This window comes from Bhargavaea cecembensis (genome assembly GCF_001619585.1).
Lineage (GTDB): Bacteria > Bacillota > Bacilli > Bacillales_A > Planococcaceae > Bhargavaea > Bhargavaea cecembensis_A.
The window spans coordinates 96,062-111,625 of the sequence record NZ_LQNT01000013.1 but is presented as its reverse complement, the minus strand read 5'-3'; the positions used below and the strand labels follow the sequence as shown (position 1 = coordinate 111,625).

General features: G+C 51.8%; 17 protein-coding genes and 1 riboswitch. Of the genes, 8 read left to right on the top strand and 9 right to left on the bottom strand.

All coding sequences use genetic code 11. The features are described from left to right. Window positions 1–29: 29 nt before the first annotated feature. Together AV656_RS15180 and AV656_RS15175 are read right to left on the bottom strand one after the other, a co-directional pair. Window positions 30–1,622 (bottom strand): long-chain-fatty-acid--CoA ligase, encoded by a 1,593-nt coding sequence (locus AV656_RS15180; protein WP_063183612.1) that lies wholly within the window; start codon window positions 1,620–1,622, stop codon window positions 30–32. A 178-nt stretch (window positions 1,623–1,800) separates the two neighbouring features. Continuing rightward, complete coding sequence (locus tag AV656_RS15175; RefSeq protein WP_063183610.1) at window positions 1,801–2,481, bottom strand: hypothetical protein; 681 nt, start codon at window positions 2,479–2,481, stop codon at window positions 1,801–1,803. Window positions 2,482–3,063: 582 nt separating this feature from the next. Here AV656_RS15175 and cspC point away from each other — a divergent pair. Next, complete coding sequence (cspC, locus tag AV656_RS15170) at window positions 3,064–3,264, top strand: cold shock protein CspC (protein ID WP_008300256.1); 201 nt, start codon at window positions 3,064–3,066, stop codon at window positions 3,262–3,264. A gap of 82 nt (window positions 3,265–3,346) precedes the next feature. On the opposite strand, the gene AV656_RS15165 is transcribed toward cspC, so the two are convergent. After that, window positions 3,347–3,538, bottom strand: a complete 192-nt coding sequence (locus AV656_RS15165) for a hypothetical protein (RefSeq protein ID WP_063183608.1) — start codon at window positions 3,536–3,538, stop codon at window positions 3,347–3,349. A gap of 206 nt (window positions 3,539–3,744) precedes the next feature. Next, window positions 3,745–3,849: riboswitch (SAM riboswitch) on the top strand. Between the two features lie 170 nt (window positions 3,850–4,019). Between AV656_RS15165 and AV656_RS15160 the strand changes: the two genes are divergently transcribed. The 6 genes from AV656_RS15160 (at window position 4,020) to AV656_RS15135 (ending at window position 9,275) form a co-directional block, all read left to right on the top strand. Then, window positions 4,020–5,402 (top strand): LLM class flavin-dependent oxidoreductase, encoded by a 1,383-nt coding sequence (locus tag AV656_RS15160; RefSeq protein WP_156484892.1) that lies wholly within the window; start codon window positions 4,020–4,022, stop codon window positions 5,400–5,402. Window positions 5,403–5,422: 20 nt separating this feature from the next. Beyond that, window positions 5,423–6,619: an acyl-CoA dehydrogenase family protein gene (locus AV656_RS15155; RefSeq protein WP_063183607.1), complete on the top strand. Its 1,197-nt coding sequence runs from the start codon at window positions 5,423–5,425 to the stop codon at window positions 6,617–6,619. Between the two features lie 12 nt (window positions 6,620–6,631). Beyond that, window positions 6,632–7,807: an acyl-CoA dehydrogenase family protein gene (locus AV656_RS15150; RefSeq protein WP_156484891.1), complete on the top strand. Its 1,176-nt coding sequence runs from the start codon at window positions 6,632–6,634 to the stop codon at window positions 7,805–7,807. Window positions 7,808–7,977: 170 nt separating this feature from the next. Continuing rightward, a complete protein-coding gene (locus AV656_RS15145) occupies window positions 7,978–8,301 on the top strand; it encodes a DMT family transporter (protein ID WP_063183605.1) in 324 nt (107 codons plus the stop codon). Continuing rightward, window positions 8,298–8,648, top strand: a complete 351-nt coding sequence (locus AV656_RS15140) for a DMT family transporter (protein ID WP_063183603.1) — start codon at window positions 8,298–8,300, stop codon at window positions 8,646–8,648. Before AV656_RS15145 ends, AV656_RS15140 begins: the two co-directional genes overlap by 4 nt. Window positions 8,649–8,669: 21 nt before the next feature. Further along, window positions 8,670–9,275, top strand: a complete 606-nt coding sequence (locus AV656_RS15135; RefSeq protein WP_063183600.1) for a putative immunity protein — start codon at window positions 8,670–8,672, stop codon at window positions 9,273–9,275. 38 nt (window positions 9,276–9,313) lie between these two features. Here AV656_RS15135 and AV656_RS15130 read toward each other — a convergent pair whose 3' ends face one another. Beyond that, on the bottom strand, window positions 9,314–9,844 hold the full coding sequence (locus AV656_RS15130) for a GNAT family N-acetyltransferase (protein ID WP_063183598.1): 531 nt from the start codon (window positions 9,842–9,844) through the stop codon (window positions 9,314–9,316). Between the two features lie 214 nt (window positions 9,845–10,058). On the opposite strand from AV656_RS15130, the gene AV656_RS15125 reads away from it, so the two are divergent. Continuing rightward, entirely contained in the window at window positions 10,059–10,319 is a 261-nt protein-coding gene (locus tag AV656_RS15125) for a hypothetical protein (protein WP_082818790.1), read from the top strand. A 52-nt stretch (window positions 10,320–10,371) separates the two neighbouring features. Here AV656_RS15125 and AV656_RS15120 read toward each other — a convergent pair whose 3' ends face one another. From AV656_RS15120 to AV656_RS15100, 5 genes are all read right to left on the bottom strand, one after another. Continuing rightward, window positions 10,372–12,477 carry a heavy metal translocating P-type ATPase gene (locus AV656_RS15120; RefSeq protein WP_063183596.1) on the bottom strand — a complete coding sequence of 702 codons (2,106 nt, stop codon included), beginning with the start codon at window positions 12,475–12,477 and terminating at the stop codon, window positions 10,372–10,374. Next, window positions 12,467–12,853: an ArsR/SmtB family transcription factor gene (locus tag AV656_RS15115; RefSeq protein WP_063183594.1), complete on the bottom strand. Its 387-nt coding sequence runs from the start codon at window positions 12,851–12,853 to the stop codon at window positions 12,467–12,469. The genes AV656_RS15120 and AV656_RS15115 overlap by 11 nt, the downstream gene beginning before the upstream one ends. 167 nt (window positions 12,854–13,020) lie before the next feature. Next, entirely contained in the window at window positions 13,021–13,731 is a 711-nt protein-coding gene (locus AV656_RS15110; RefSeq protein WP_082818789.1) for a ZIP family metal transporter, read from the bottom strand. A 112-nt stretch (window positions 13,732–13,843) separates the two neighbouring features. Further along, a complete protein-coding gene (locus tag AV656_RS15105) occupies window positions 13,844–14,530 on the bottom strand; it encodes a response regulator transcription factor (protein ID WP_063183588.1) in 687 nt (228 codons plus the stop codon). After that, window positions 14,505–15,437 carry a sensor histidine kinase gene (locus AV656_RS15100; protein WP_419865564.1) on the bottom strand — a complete coding sequence of 311 codons (933 nt, stop codon included), beginning with the start codon at window positions 15,435–15,437 and terminating at the stop codon, window positions 14,505–14,507. The genes AV656_RS15105 and AV656_RS15100 overlap by 26 nt, the downstream gene beginning before the upstream one ends. Between the last annotated feature and the right edge of the window lie 127 nt (window positions 15,438–15,564).

Sequence of the window (15,564 nt, the reverse complement as noted above, 5' to 3'; positions counted from 1 at the left end):
GACAACATCGTCCGGGGCTTGATTCATATTCAGTTCACCTTCGTCGCGCCTTCCCAGTACATTTCACGCAGCTTGAACTTCTGGAGTTTTCCTGTTGCGGTTTTCGGGAGGGCGTCAACGATTTCGACCGACTTCGGTGCCTTGAAGTGGGCCATGTTGTCGCGGCAGAACTGGATGATGTCCTGTTCGGTCGCCGGACGGTCCTTGTGCAGGACGACGATCGCCTTCGGCACCTCGCCCCACTTCTCGTCCGGTACGGCGATGACGGCCGCTTCCAGGACAGATCCGTGCTTGTAGAGGACGCCTTCAATCTCCGTCGAGGAAATGTTCTCGCCGCCGGAAATAATCATGTCCTTGGCGCGGTCGCGGATTTCGATGTAGCCGTCCGGATAGGTTACGGCGAGGTCGCCGGTATGGAACCAGCCGTCTTTGATCGCTTCTGCGGTCTTTTCCGGATCTTTGTAATAGCCGTCCATGACGACGTTGCCGCGTGTGACGATCTCACCCAGCTCCATGCCGTCCCAATCGACTTCGGTGCCGTCTTCCCGGACGACTTTCGTCTCGCCGTTAAAGGCCAGCTCGATGCCCTGGCGCGCCTTGATCACCGCCTGCTCGTCCGCAGACTTGTCGTCGAACTCCGCCTTCCACTCGTTATACAGGATGAACGGCGACGTCTCGGTGAGGCCGTAGACGTGCATCATGTTCAGGCCGAGGAGGTCCTGGGCACGCTGGATGAGCGCTGCCGCCGGCGGGGAGCCTGCAGTCGCCATGCGCGGCTTTGTCGTGATCTCCACTTCCTGGGCCTTCGGCTCGTTGACGAGCATGTTGACGACGGTCGGAGCGCCGCACAGCAGGCTGATCTTCTTGTCTTCGAACAGGTCGAGGATCAGCGACGGGATGACTTTCCGGAGGCACACATGTGTCGCGCCGGCCGCCGTGATCGCCCATACCCCACCCCAGCCGTTTGCATGGAACATCGGAAGCGTGTGGAGATAGACGTCGTCATGCTTCACGCTCAGGTGATACATGAAGTTCGCCGCGTTCAGGTAGTTGCCGCGGTGCGTCAGCATGACACCCTTCGGACGCGATGTCGTGCCGCTCGTGTAGTTCAGCGTGAGCAGCTGGTTCTCGTCGATCTTCACTTCCGGCACCTTGGCGTCTTCCGGTACGTCCCCGATGAATGTCTCATAGTCCGCCGCAGGCAGGCCATGCTCCGCTCCGTCCACTTTCACGACGACGAACTGGTCAAAGCTCAGCTTGTCCTGGATCTCCTTGATCGGAGCGGTAAATTCCTCGTCGACGATGAGCATCCTGGAATCACTGTGATTCAGGATATATTCCATGTCCGCCGGAGAGATCCGGTAGTTGAGCGGCACCATGACCGCCCCGATCTGGCAGATGCCGTAGAAGGCCTCGAGCATGTAGTGCGTGTTCGGCAGCATCACCGCGACATGGTCCCCTTCTCGGATGCCGGCGTTGTGCAGCGCGATGGACAGCCGGTCCGCCCGCTCCGCAAACTCTCTATACGTAAACTCCTTATCTTCATCAATCACCGCAATTTTGTCCGGGTAGTACTTGACCGCCCTCCGCTTCCAATCAAGCGGCGTCAGCGCAGCAAACATGTAACCCCTCTCCCTTCAGAATCGTTTATCTTATCAGAATTATTTTAATAGAAACAGAAAACGTTTACAACAAAAGTCTCAGTTTCAAATCAATAGAGCGCCCAAAAGGACGCTCCGTCATGGTTCCGGCTGTTCTTTTTTCCTGCCGATATAGTCTAGGGAAAGAAATCAACTTAATCTATTTGCTCCCCTCGAAAAAAAGTTGACTCACTCGCCGGGAAAAATTTTGTATCATTAAACTTGCTGAGCCTATGCCAAAATACCAATGTTTAATGGTTTCTAAAATCCATAAAGGCATTTGAATTCCGGAAATTAGCGGATAGAAGTTTTTATATGCCCAAACAAGGTGTTCCCAGCGATGATCATTTCCTTCTTTCATATATTCCGATACGTCTATGATTTTCCCTCTACCATCTTGTAAAATTATATTTTTCAAATGAATATCTCTCGGATTTAATCCCCGGCTCCTGACAAACTCACGAGCTTCCTCAACGTCTTGGATGACTTGTTCAGAAATCGGAATACCTTGCAATAAACAATCATACAAAGTTATTCCTTGTTCAAAGCTTAAAACAATGTAGTTGGATCCAGCCCCATAAAATTGAGGGAAGAAACAAGACCATTTTAAACGCACGTATACATCTTTCTCGACCTCTTTTTTCTTAAATGATTTAGAAGAGTATACTTTAAATACGTAGTTCGGTATTTTGTCGTATCGAAAGACTGCTGCATCTGTTCCGATTCCAACGCAAGTTAGGCCTTCAGCAAACCCTATAATGGTAACAGGTTGATTATTTTCATGTCCTTGCACTTCAATGTTCTTTAATGCTTCATCTGCCTCTTTCCATCCTGGAATCATCGTACTCTCCCTTTTCTTCTACCGATCCTCAAATTAATCATTTATAGCAATCAAAACTAACAAAGCATGTTGGTGACTTACTTTATAGCAAGTCACTATTTATGAATGTGCGATGTTACTCCTTGTTATTATCTGGAGATATGGTATTTGAACAATATGCAGAGGCCGCAAGGGAAAGGCCTGTACACGTTGTACTCACCATCCCCAACATTTCCCCTTCGCTAATGTTTCAGAAACGTCTGCCCTTCATTTCATTATTTGCATGGTGAACCGTTTTTATTTCTGCTTTGCGGAAAACAACTAGATCATATAGAATTTATCCTCGTCTTTACTTTCTACCCCTGCACTAAAAGTAACGGTATAATACTTTATCTGATGAACCGGGAATAGCGGTTGGTGACTTATTGGGAAGAAGCTTTCCCAGTCATCATTATAATTTGCATTTTTTTCCGATAGCTGATATGATACAAATAATTATTTTTGTTCGGCGTAAAGGAAAAGATGAATATCAACTCTTCATCTTGAGGATACTTTGAGCAACGATAGTAAAAATGTGTGTGAACGCACTAGGAGGAAACAAAAATGGAACAAGGTACAGTTAAATGGTTTAACGCAGAAAAAGGTTTTGGCTTTATCGAACGTGAAGGTGGAGACGATGTATTTGTACACTTCTCCGCAATCCAAAGTGACGGTTTCAAGTCTTTGGACGAAGGTCAGCGAGTAACGTTTGACGTTGAGCAAGGTGCTCGCGGAGCTCAAGCAGCTAACGTTCAAAAAGCTTAATCTTAATCATCAACAAGTAAGACCCCGAATTGACTCGGGGTCTTTTTTTGTGGGTTGCAGTTTGCACCACTCAACGAAAGGGTTACTCGGTAATCCGCCCGGTTTTTTTCGATTTCAGGTAATGGAACGTTTCACCCATCATGATGCCGATCCCGATTGCGATCAGGGCCGTCGAATAGTCGGGCTTCTCCACCACCATGGAAATCACCGCAAACGCGGCCGCCATAGCCAAAAGCACCGGCACGTAGTGCTTGATACGAGATTTCAGATACATCCGCCCCGCTCCTTCCCTCTTATTTCCAATAATAACACATGACCTGATTACACGGGAGCCGACCGACGGGTTCAGAAAGCCCCCTGGCGACTCCCCTTTCCATCACCTTATCCAATTTAGCTCCTGCTATTTTAAGAAAATTCCCTGTTGACAGTTAAATCCCTTTTGGTTAAGATGTGGTTACTCGCTAATTGAATAGCTCGATTTCCTTATCAAGAGTCGGGGGAGGAACCTGGTCCTGAGATCCCGCAGCAACCGTTACGATGTAACAAGGTGCTAAGTCCAGCAAGCGCATGCTTGAAAGATGAGGGGCGGAATATCAAACATATGGCCTCTTCCTCATCGGGAAGGGGCTTTTTGCTGTCCTTCCCTGTGGAGCGGCCTAAACTCATCAAAGAAAAACACCGAGCCCCGTTATTCATTATCCCGACTAGACAGATAAGAGTGATTGGCGAGAAAACGAATAATGGAGGTTTTTTAGGTGAGCAAAAAACGAATCTATCTGAATGCATTTGACATGAACTGTGTCGGGCACCAGTCCCCCGGGCTATGGAAACATCCCAACGATCAATCCAGCAAATACAACACGATCGAATATTGGGTGAACCTCGCCAGGTTATTGGAGAAGGGCAAATTTGACGGCTTGTTTATCGCGGATGTGATCGGCTTGTATGACGTCTACGAAAACAGCCGTGAAGCCACCATCCGTGAAGCGACCCAGGTTCCGGTCAATGATCCCGCCATGCTGATTTCTGCCATGGCCTATGCCACCGAGCATATCGGCTTCGGCCTGACGGCATCGAGCACATTCGAACATCCGTATACGTTCGCCCGACGCATCTCCACATTGGACCACCTGACAAAAGGACGGATCGCCTGGAATATCGTCACTTCCTATCTGGAAAGCGGGACCAAAAACATTGAGATCGGCGACAAGTTCGAGCATACAAAACGCTATGACATCGCGGATGAATACCTGGAAGTCTGCTATAAGCTGTGGGAATCCAGCTGGGAAGACGGTGCCGTTGTCAGGGACGCCGGCCGCGGCGTGTTTACGGATCCGGATAAGGTCCACGAAATCGGCCACCAGGGAGAATACTTCAACGTTCCCGGCATTCACTTGTGCGAGCCGTCGCCGCAGCGCACCCCGGTTCTTTACCAGGCCGGTGCCTCCTCCCGCGGGACTCAATTCGCCGCCAAGCATGCGGAGCTTACGTTCATCTCGACACCATCCAAAGAAGCGACTGCGACTTATGTGAAAAACTTGCGGTCAGAATCCGCAAAGCAAGGCAGAGACCCGGAAAGCCTCAAGGTTCTCGCGTTGGCAACGGTGATTGTCGGGCAAACGGAAGAAGAAGCCCAAGCCAAGTATGAAGACCTTGCCCAATATGTGAGCTACGAGGGTGCGATGACCCTGCTGAGCGGCTGGTCGGGCGTCGACTTTTCCAAGTTCGATCCTGACGAAGAGCTGCAGTACATTGAGACGAACGCCGTCAAGTCCATGCTGGAAGGGTTGACGAAAGCCAGTCCGAACAAAAAATGGACACCGCGTGAACTCGCCAACTTTGCCGGCATCGGCGGATTGGGGCCTGTGTTCATTGGGACACCGGAGAAAATCGCAGACCTGTTCGAAGAATGGATCGATGAAACCGACATTGACGGCTTTAACCTGGCATACGCGATTACTCCCGGCACCTTTGAAGATATCGTCGAGCTGGTGATCCCGGAATTGCAGAAGCGCGGAATCTTCAAGAAAGAATACGGCGAAGGCACGCTGCGCGAAAAACTTTTCGGCGAGTCACCTTATCTCCGGAGAGATCATATTGGACACAGCTATAAAAGAATCGCTGAACCAGTTAAATAACCAATAGGAGGCTTTGCAAATTGACAGTTAAAGAACAAGCCGTCCAATACGGCACTTCCCAATTTGACGAACTGATTGCTGCTGTCCGGAATGATGCAAAACGGAGACGTGAATTGCCCGGAACTGAACATCCCCACCAGTCCATCCGCCTGCTGAAAGAGGCAAGGTTCGGCGCATTGCGCCTGCCGGTTGCCTTCGGAGGCGGCGGTGCCACCATACCGGAGCTTTTTGAAGCCCTGATCCGGCTGGCTGAAGCGGATCCTGATGTCGCACATATTTTGCGCGCCCACTTCTGGCAGGTGGAAGCCTATTTAATGGACACTGAAGCCCCCGGGAATAAAAAATGGCTTGAAAAAGTCGCAGACGGCGCAATCCTGGGCAATGCCTATACGGAAATCTCATCGAAGAACGTAGGGAAACTGCAGTTCAACACGACCCTCCTCCCGGACGGGGAGCGCTATGTATTGAATGGCTCGAAATACTACAGCACAGGCACGATGTACTCGGACTATATCGTCGTCACTGCAGCCAACGAGAAAAATGAAGCCGTGGCGGCAGTGGTGCCCGCTGACCGGAAGGGCGTAGAAATCATTGATGACTGGGACGGGTTTGGGCAACGTTCAACCGGCAGCGGAACCACTCATTTTCGTCATGTAGAAGTTTCCCCTGATGAGTTCAGTCTCATGGAAGCCAAAACACCGTTCAATTCGTATCTGCAGCTATTCTTGCAGGCGGTGATTGCCGGCATTACGCAAGAAATTTTATCCGATGCGAAGGAGATCATCCTCTCCCGCAACCGGACCTTTACCTATGCAACGTCCAATACGCCTGCAGAAGATCCTCAGCTTCAGCAAGTGCTGGGCCGCCTCGCGAGCAATGCCTATGCCGCAAAAGCGATTGTCCTGCAGGCAGCCCATGCGCTGCAAAGAACGGTGGATAGCGTACAAAACGGCGAAGTGCAGGTAAGCGCTACGCATGAGGCAGCCCTTGAGGCTGCAGAAGCAAAAGTGATTGTCGATGAACTGGCCCTGCAATCGGCGAACCTCTTATTTGAAGTCGGCGGATCGTCCGTCGTCCGTGCAGGCAAGCAATACGACAGGCACTGGCGCAATATCCGGACGATCGCTTCCCATAACCCGGCTGTCTACAAAGAGCGATGGATCGGCAATCATCTGGTAAATGGTGTAGAACTTCCAATTCATGAGGTCTATTTCTAAGGGGGCGTGCATGTGATCAGTGCAGTCGATACAAATCGCTATGACCGTCAGTATCTGCAGTCCGTACGGAATGAGATAAGAGAATTCGTGGCGCTGAACGTGACTCCCCATGTTGAGGTCGATGACCGGGAAGGCCTGTTCCCGAGAGAGAGTCTCACGGCATTGGGCTTGGCGGGCTGGAATTCAATCCTGTTTGATGAGAGCCTGAAAGGTCTGGGCTTGGGCTATACGGAGTTTGTGATCGCTGCGGAAGAAATCGCGAAGGCTGATGCATCGACCGGCCTCGTCTATGCCATGCACATCGCGGCCTCAGAGAAAGTGTACCTTTATGGTACAGAAGACCAGAAGCGGCGTTGGCTGCTCCCGGTACGGGAAAAGGGAGCAATCACGACATTCGCCATCAGTGAAAAGTCCACAGGCGGACACGTCTGGTACAATCTGAGCCGTGCTGTTCAGGATGGCGATGAGTACATCTTAAACCTCACAAAGTCCTTTACCACAAGCGGCGGCCAGGCGGATTTCTATGTTACCCAGACCGGAACGGCAAACACGACTGAGTTGAGTGCTCAAAGCTATTTCATCGTAGATGGCCGGAATGAGGGAATTATCGCTGCGCCATGGAGCGCATTGGGCGTAAGGGGGAATCACAGCGGTCCGCTTACTTTTGAAAATGTACGTGTGCACAAGAGCGACTTATTGAACGCGACGCCTGAAGATATCTACCAAAACTCTGCAGCTATTATCGGCCTGAATGCGGTCTGGCTCGGCGTCGCCCAGGCAGCGCTAGATGCAGCGACCGATTATGTAGTGAAAACCCAAAACCAAGGCTTTCAGAATACGCTTGCCGATCATCAGGTGATCCGGACCAAGCTGGCAAAGGTCGCCATCCGAATCAAATCTTCCCGCGCATGGCTGACCGACATTGCCCGCCACCTGGATGATTTAAAAGAAACGGGTGAGCCATTAAATACAGTCACCGCTGAAGTGAACGAGTGTAAGGTCCAGGTTACCGAGCTTGCCGATTTTGCAGCCAGAATCGCCATGGACGTAGCAGGCGGCTACGGCTATCATACCGGCATTTTCGAAAAGCTTTATCGCGATGCACGCGGCGGCATTCCGATGGCGCCGTCAAACAATATCGCACTCGACCAAATCGGCAAAGCGCTGGTCGGACTGCCTCCTCTATGATGGCCCCCAAAAAAATAATAAATGAAAATGCCGGGAGCTAAAGCGCTCCCGGCTTTTGCCTTGAGGAACAGGTGGCTGAACTCTGGACCAGCAGATGTTCAATCTCTTTTCTTCCCAAACTTACACCCCGTTGGTAGAGTTTTAAATGGAAAGAAAGAGAGGGTCATCTGTTGAATGCCTACCTATTATTACTCTTTGCCATCATCAGCGAGGTGGTCGGCAGCTCGCTCCTGAAGGCGACCGACGGGTTCAGAAGGCCCCTGCCGAGCCTGGGAGTCGTCGCCGGCTACGGCTTCGCCTTCTACGCCCTTTCACTGACACTGCTCACTCTTCCCCTCGGCCTGACCTATGCCGTCTGGTCGGGTCTTGGGACTGCCCTCACCGCCATGGTCGGCGTCATCGTCTATAAAGAAGGGTTCGACAGCAGGAAGCTAGCCGGGCTCGCCATGATCATTACAGGCGTCATCCTGCTGAATGTTGGAGGTGCCGGATGAAAGGTTTTCTGTATCTCACCATTTCCATCATCACCGAAGTGTTCGGCACCGCGATGCTGAAGCTGTCGGAAGGCTTTACCGTCCTTCTTCCGTCCCTCGGTGTCGCAGCCGGTTACGGGCTGTCGTTCTACTGTCTGTCGCTCTGTCTGAGGACCGTGCCGCTCAGCCTCGCCTACGCCATCTGGTCGGGAATCGGGACCGCGCTGACCGCCCTGATTGGAGCACTTGTCTGGGGCGAACTGTTCGGCCCGCTTAAAATCGCCGGGGTGCTCCTGATTATCGGCGGTGTCATCCTCTTGAATTCGAACGGAAAGAAAGCAACGGAGGAGCCTGAAGGACCTATCTGATCAGTACGGAGGGGGACCAAAATGTTTTCTGATGTGGAACTCAAAATCAAGAAAAAGAATCAGCTGTTCTTTTCCCGTGACAGCCTTTGCCTGCAGGATTTAATCGCGCTTATTCAAATCCAGCATCATCGGACGCTCGTGATGTGGGCATTGGATTGTGCAGAAGTTACTCTGACCCAATTCGAAGATAAGTATCCCGATGAGACAAGACCGGGAACATGCCTGATCCGCTGCGAGGAATGGGCAAGAGGCAAAATCAAAATGCCTGAAGCCAGACAGGCGATCTTAGCGGCTCATGCCGTAGCAAAAGAAATTGATGACCCCGAATACGGTGCTTTATGCCATGCCATCGGCCACGCGGGGGCGACAGTACATGTGGAAACCCATGCTATGGGATTGCCGACCTATGAGCTGACGGCTATCGTAAGGAAACATGGAAGCGGCCGCTTTGAAGAACCGGTAAGAGAAAAGATTCTTTTCTATGAACAGCGGCTGCAGTACTGGCAAGAAATGACCGATCGCCTTGAACTCGATTGGGCCCCGTTTTTATTGGATGACTCGAAGCCGAACAAGGAAAAATTGTTAGGCGAAAAAAAGAAAGCCGACATAAACAGCCGCGGAACCTGAAACTTAAGGTTCTGCGGCTGCTTCTGCAGGGCCAGCATTCAAGTATTTTTCAGAATGGAATAGACGTATGTGTCATATGCCTTTCCATTTTGGTACATATATTCTCTCAAAATGCCCTCTCTTTGAAATCCGGCTTTGCTCAGTAATTGATTTGATGCTTCATTATCCAGAAACACAACAGCCCCGATGCGGGTCAGGCCCAATTCGTCAAACCCATATTGGATGACTTTGGTTACCGCTTCAAAGGTGTAACCCTTCCTCCAGTGTTCAGGGAGAATTTCGTATCCGATTTCTGCCCGTTTGTGTTTGGGAGACCAGGCATTAAATCCAATGGTTCCTATGATGCCCGGGTGCTCTTTTACTTCAATTCCCCAGCGGATCCCCCGTTTGTCCTTGTAGCTGTTTGCAAAGAAATCAACAAAAGCTTCTGCCTGTTCGATGGTGTGCACGGTTTCCTGCCCATAAAATCGGGTGACCCGATCATCCGAAAAACAGGCGAATAGACCGCCTGCATCAGCCTGGGTGATTTCTCTCAACCGCAGTCTTTCTGTATCTAATGTAGGAAACATTTTTTCTCCTCTCGCCCTCTTTTTAAATCAGTTTACCATATTTAACCTTCGTCCTTCCCAGCCTGTTCACTTTCCAATCAACTCTGCAGCCGAGGACCCCATAAAATGGGCTGTTTTTTACAGTTTTCGAACATGATGATTACAAACAGCCTTAATCACGGAGGCAATGGTATGCTGAGCTTTTAGAACGCACACCCATGGAAGGAGGAGGAGCATGCAGCAAAACGTGAAAGTGCTGGTTGTCTCGCTCATCTTGCTGATCATTGTTGCTGTTGTTGCTTTCAACCTGCTAAAAGACGATCCATCAAATGCAAGGGTGATCCTGGATCACACTCATAAAACGTATATTGCGCCTTCCTGTTTCGAGGAATCAGACCCGACCAATTTCATTGAGGAGTCGACCTTGGGAGAAGCTGAAGAACTGGGCTATCCTCCACATTCCGCTTGCACCGAGGAAGCGCTGGGTGCTCAATAATACGTAAAGCAGGCCTGGAAAACATCCGTGTTTTCCGGGCCTGCTCTATTTTTTACTCTTTTGTTTTCAAAAGCCGCAGTGAGTTGGCGACGACAATCAGGGTTGCGCCCATGTCGGCGAAGATGGCGAGCCAGAGCGTGAGCCATCCCGGGACCACTAGAAGCAATGCCGCGATCTTGACCAGAATGGCAAACGAGATGTTCTGCTTGATGATCGCCAGTGTTTTTCGGCTCAAGGCGATCGTGTACGGCAGTTTTTCAAGATCGTCGGCCATGAGGGCGACATCCGCCGTTTCCAGCGCGGCGTCCGTTCCCGCTCCTCCCATGGCAATCCCGACCGTGGCGGCAGCCAGTGCCGGAGCGTCATTGACGCCGTCACCGACCATGGCGACATTACCGCTTTGACTGCGCAGGGTTCTGATAGAATCCAGCTTATCTTCAGGCAGCAGCTCCGCCCTCGTTTCACTCAATCCCAGCTGACGGCCGATCGCCTGGCCGGTAGCCTCATTGTCCCCTGTCAGCATGACCGTCTTCTCAATCCCCAACTTATGAAGCTTTTGGATGATCGGCGCGCTGCTTTTCCTTACCTGGTCCGCCACCGCGACCAGACCTTTGATCTCCTGTCCGGTTCCGAGAAGCATGACGGTTTTGCCCTGCCTCTGAAGCTCGTTGACCTGCCGGGTGACAGGCCCCGGTATCGGAAGAATCTCCTCAAACAGGATCGGACTTCCGATGAAATAGGTTTCATTTCCGATCGAAGCTTTTGCCCCTTTGCCCGTAATGGACTGGAAATCCGTCGCAGGGAAACCATTCACACCGGTTTCCTCCGCTTTGCGGACAATCGCCGAAGCGAGTGGGTGCTGGGAGTAGGATTCAATCGCCCTGGATGTGGCCAGAATCTCATCGTTGTCCATGTCCGACAAACTGATGACATCCGTCACGGCCGGTTTGCCTTCTGTGAGCGTGCCGGTCTTGTCGAAAGCGACCACTTTCAGCTTTCCGGTCTCTTCGAGATGGATGCCGCCTTTGATCAGGACGCCTTTGCGTGCTGCGTTCCCGATCGCGGTCACGATGGCGACAGGCGTGGAAATCACGAGTGCACAAGGGCAGCCTACGACGAGGACCGCCAGTCCGCTGTACACCCACTCGGACCATGCGCCGCCGAACAGCAGCGGCGGAATGACGGCCACGAGCAATGCGACCACCATGATCGCAGGCGTGTAGTACTTCGCGAACTTGTCGACAAACTGCTGGGAAGGGGCGCGTTCCGCCTGTGCCTCTTCCACCAGATGGATGATCTTGGCGATTGTCGTGTCCTCCGCCCGCTTGGTGACCCGGACTTCCAGCGCCCCTTCTTCGTTCAGGGTGCCGGCGAACACTTCGTCTCCGATGGCTTTATGGATCGGGATTGATTCCCCGGTGATGGCGGCCTGGTTGATGGAAGACTGCCCTTGAATAACTTCGCCGTCCATGGCAAGCTTCTGGCCGGGTTTGATGAGCATGACATCGCCGATCCGGACGTCTTCCACATCGATTTCCATGACTTCCGTTCCGCGTCTGACCGTGGCGCGGTTCGGCGCAATGTCCATCAGCGCCTTGATCGACTGGCGGGCCTTATCGATGGAGTACGCTTCAAGCGCTTCACTGACCGCAAAGAGGAATACCACGACCGCTCCCTCGGCCCACTCGCCGATGATCGCCGCTCCGATGACCGCCACGGTCATCAGCGTCTTCATGTCGAACTCGAGCTTCGCCAGGTTCTGAAGCCCCACCTTGAACAGGTCAAAGCCGCCGATGAGGATCGCGAGTGCGAACAGCCCGATGGTAACCGGACTCTTTTCTCCCGCCTGGAAGTAGGAGACATACCCCGCGATGATAAACACCAGAGAGATCATTGCGGTGATGTTCTCGCGCTTTTTCCAGAAAGGCTCCGGTTTCTCCAGCCGCTCCCGTTCCGGATACACCTTGATCCCGTCAAACGCGCCCGCCTTCTCCAGCTGTTCGATGGAGGCGTCGCCCCTGACCGTAATCTTCATCGCCCCGAAGTTCAGCTGGACGTCTTCCACCGTTTCGATGGCGCGGATATTTTTCTCGAACTTGGCGGCACAGTTCGTGCAGGACAGCCCCTGAAGCCGATAGACGTTCTGGTTATCTTCCATGACGGATCCCTTCTTTTTCGTGAATCATCGCAATCGACACAAGCTGCCGGACGTGATCGTCCTCCAGCGAATAAAACACCAGTTTGCCTTCCTTCCGGTATCTGGCGAGCCCCATGTTCCGGAGCAACCTCAAGTGATGCGAAGCCGTCGCGGTCGTCGCCCCGATGATGTTGGCGACGTCGCATACACACAACTCTTTCTCCAGTGTCAGGGCATAGGCAATCTTCAGCCGGGTAGCATCCGACAACGCCTTGAAAATCATCTCGACACCGCTGACCTGGTCTATTTTCGCCTGAATGCGGCTGACTTTTTCTTCATCGTAGCAAAACGTTTCGCAAGAATCCTTGGAGAGATTGACTACTTTTCCGTCGGACATTGCCCCACCTACTCATTCTAATAGTTGTTTGAATATCATTATTGTATGCACCCTTTTGTTGATCGTCAACTGAATAATCAAACAAACGTCTAAATAACAAAAAAGACATGCCCGAAGACATGTCTTTGCCAACAGCAGCGCAGTTCAGCGCTAACAGGCCGCTCCCTTCATATACAGAGAAGATAAGCCCCGATCAAGAGGAAAGAAATCACGGCAACAAAGAGACTGTATGCATGGGAAGAGTGCCTGATTGCTTCGGGCAGAATTTCTCTGATGGCGACCATATAGATCATCCCTACCGACAAAGCAACCAAAAATGACCAAAGATAGTCACTCTCGATCCCGATCCGTTCACCGATGTAAGCACCCATTCCAAACGGGACAGCAACTAGAGCGGAAAAACCAATCAGGACAGTCATCCTGAAACCGGTCAGAATTAATGGTGCAAATAGAATCATCCCCTCGGGGATGTTGTGCATGACAACAGCAGCCAGCAAGGCGGAGGTGAGATCAGTTTGTTCGATGGAGCCGATCGTCATCCCCATCGGGAAATTATGAATCGAAATGGCGATGGTCAATAAGAAGCCCGATTTGATATGCTGCACTTTATGAGATTGGAAGGAGAAACCCAAAACCAAATGAGATAGCAGGAATAAAACCATTCCTCCTAAAAAGCCGGCGCTCATGGTAATCCAGCTTCCTTTTTCAAGAGCTTCCGGAATGATTTCAAAGCTGGCCAAACCCAGTATAATTCCCGTACATACCGAATAAATGGTCCCGATACTCCTCTTATTGCCATGGATCAGGAAAGAGAGTAATCCGCCAATCCCTATCCCCAAAGAGGTGGCAACCAATCCTGTTAGCCAAATAGAAGACAATCGCCCATCCTTCACAGTCATTTTTACTTTTTATGCACATTCCCGATGATCCATGCCTTTTCTTAGCAGGAGAAGTTCCAGCGGCCGGTTCTCTCTCTTGTCTACTGGCTTCCTACATGCATCCGTTCCCTCTCGGATCCCACTTGTACCCCACGCCTCTTACAGTAAGGAGATGATCATCTATCGGGAAGCCCGAGCTGCGGATCTTCTCACGGAGATTCCTTACATGTGAATCAACCGTCCGGTTCTCTGTCTCCGTATTCCATCCCCAAACATGCCCCAGCAGACTTTCCCGGCTGAACACCCGGTCCGGCTCACCCATCAGCTTTCCCAATAACGCAAACTCCTTCGGTGTCAGACGGATCGGTTCATTCCCATATGTAAGCGTAAAAGAATCACGTGCATAGATCAGGCCGGCCGTTTCAAGAATTCCGGCCGTCCCCGAACGTCTGAGCAGCGCACGCAGACGGGCGACCAGCTCCTCTTCTTCAAAGGGTTTTGTCAGATAGTCATCCGCACCTATTGCCAGCCCTTTCACCACGTCCTCTGTCTCACCCCGGGCCGTCAGCATCAGAATGGGGACTGCCGAACGATGACGGATTTCCCGGCAGACCGTCCATCCGTCCATGCCTGGCATCATGATATCCAGTACGATCAGATTCGGCTGATGCAGATCCAGAAGATTCAGCGCCTCTTCTCCCGACGTCGCCTTCAGGCACCGGAATCCATGCGGCTCTAAATATAGTTCGAGTAGGTCCAGCATCATCGGTTCGTCATCCACGAGCAGGATTTGCACCATCTTCTCTTCTCCTTTCCAATGTAATCTTCATAACGGTCCCCCCGCCGGTCCGGCTTTCCGCCGAAATGGTGCCGCCATGAGCCTCGACAATCTCCTTCACAATCGCAAGACCGAGGCCGGTTCCCCCGCTTTTCCTGGACCTCGACTTATCCACCCGGTAGAACCGCTCAAACACAGCCGATTGGTCGCCTTCCGGAATTCCTTCTCCTTCGTCCATGACTGTGATCCGCAGTCCTTTTTTTGCCCGGACTGCTTCAAGGGTGACCTCTTTCCCGGAAGGCGTATGTTTCAGCGCGTTATCCAAGAGGTTCAGAAGCACTTGCTGAAATCGGCCGGCATCCAATTCGGTAATCAGGTCATCCGGAATCCGGCATGACAGTTGGACGCCTTTGTCATGAAACGCCGGACCGACAAGCGACAAAACCGATTCAGCAAGTGAAGACAGACTGACAGAAGATAAGCTGACTGCAAACCCCTGCCTGTCCGACCGGGCCAGGTCCAGTAACTGGCCGACCAGCCGGTTCAGATGCCCGGCCTGATCCCTGATAATGACGTTATATTCTTTTCGTGACTGGCAATCGGTTCCGGTCTTTGATGCCAGATCTGCATAACCCTTGATATAAGTGATCGGTGTCCTGAGCTCATGGGCGACACTGGCCAGAAACTCATTCCGCTCCTCCCTCATCCGCTCCAGGTCGTTCGACAGCTTGCCGATCGAGCGTGCGAGATCCCCCAATTCATCCGATCTTGATGTATCGAGACCGGAGGGATGGTTTCCGGATGCCAACTGTTCTGTCACCCGCTTCATGCGGATCAGCGGCCGTGTAATAAAGCGGGTCAGGAACGGAATGACCAGAATCGTCAAAATCACCGAAAAGGCGCCAATTGACAGGAAACGGCGTCTCATATCCCCGACGGTCTCCCGGATCATCGAGGACGGTGCCAGCATATACACATGACCGCTGTGCCGGCCCTCAAGGGTAAGGGGACTGTCCGTGACGATGAATTCGTGATCCCGCCATCCCGATTCAAGC

Excerpts from the sequence above, each read along its gene's own strand:
- AV656_RS15120 (WP_063183596.1), bottom strand. The coding sequence starts at position 12,477 with ATGGAAGATAACCAGAACGTCTATCGGCTTCAGGGGCTGTCCTGCACG.
- AV656_RS15105 (WP_063183588.1), bottom strand. The coding sequence starts at position 14,530 with ATGGTGCAAATCCTGCTCGTGGATGACGAACCGATGATGCTGGACCTA.
- AV656_RS15135 (WP_063183600.1), top strand. The coding sequence starts at position 8,670 with ATGTTTTCTGATGTGGAACTCAAAATCAAGAAAAAGAATCAGCTGTTC.
- AV656_RS15115 (WP_063183594.1), bottom strand. The coding sequence starts at position 12,853 with ATGTCCGACGGAAAAGTAGTCAATCTCTCCAAGGATTCTTGCGAAACG.
- AV656_RS15130 (WP_063183598.1), bottom strand. The coding sequence starts at position 9,844 with ATGTTTCCTACATTAGATACAGAAAGACTGCGGTTGAGAGAAATCACC.
- AV656_RS15140 (WP_063183603.1), top strand. The coding sequence starts at position 8,298 with ATGAAAGGTTTTCTGTATCTCACCATTTCCATCATCACCGAAGTGTTC.
- AV656_RS15165 (WP_063183608.1), bottom strand. The coding sequence starts at position 3,538 with ATGTATCTGAAATCTCGTATCAAGCACTACGTGCCGGTGCTTTTGGCT.
- AV656_RS15175 (WP_063183610.1), bottom strand. The coding sequence starts at position 2,481 with ATGATTCCAGGATGGAAAGAGGCAGATGAAGCATTAAAGAACATTGAA.
- AV656_RS15180 (WP_063183612.1), bottom strand. The coding sequence starts at position 1,622 with ATGTTTGCTGCGCTGACGCCGCTTGATTGGAAGCGGAGGGCGGTCAAG.
- cspC (WP_008300256.1), top strand. The coding sequence starts at position 3,064 with ATGGAACAAGGTACAGTTAAATGGTTTAACGCAGAAAAAGGTTTTGGC.
- AV656_RS15100 (WP_419865564.1), bottom strand. The coding sequence starts at position 15,437 with ATGAGACGCCGTTTCCTGTCAATTGGCGCCTTTTCGGTGATTTTGACG.
- AV656_RS15125 (WP_082818790.1), top strand. The coding sequence starts at position 10,059 with ATGCAGCAAAACGTGAAAGTGCTGGTTGTCTCGCTCATCTTGCTGATC.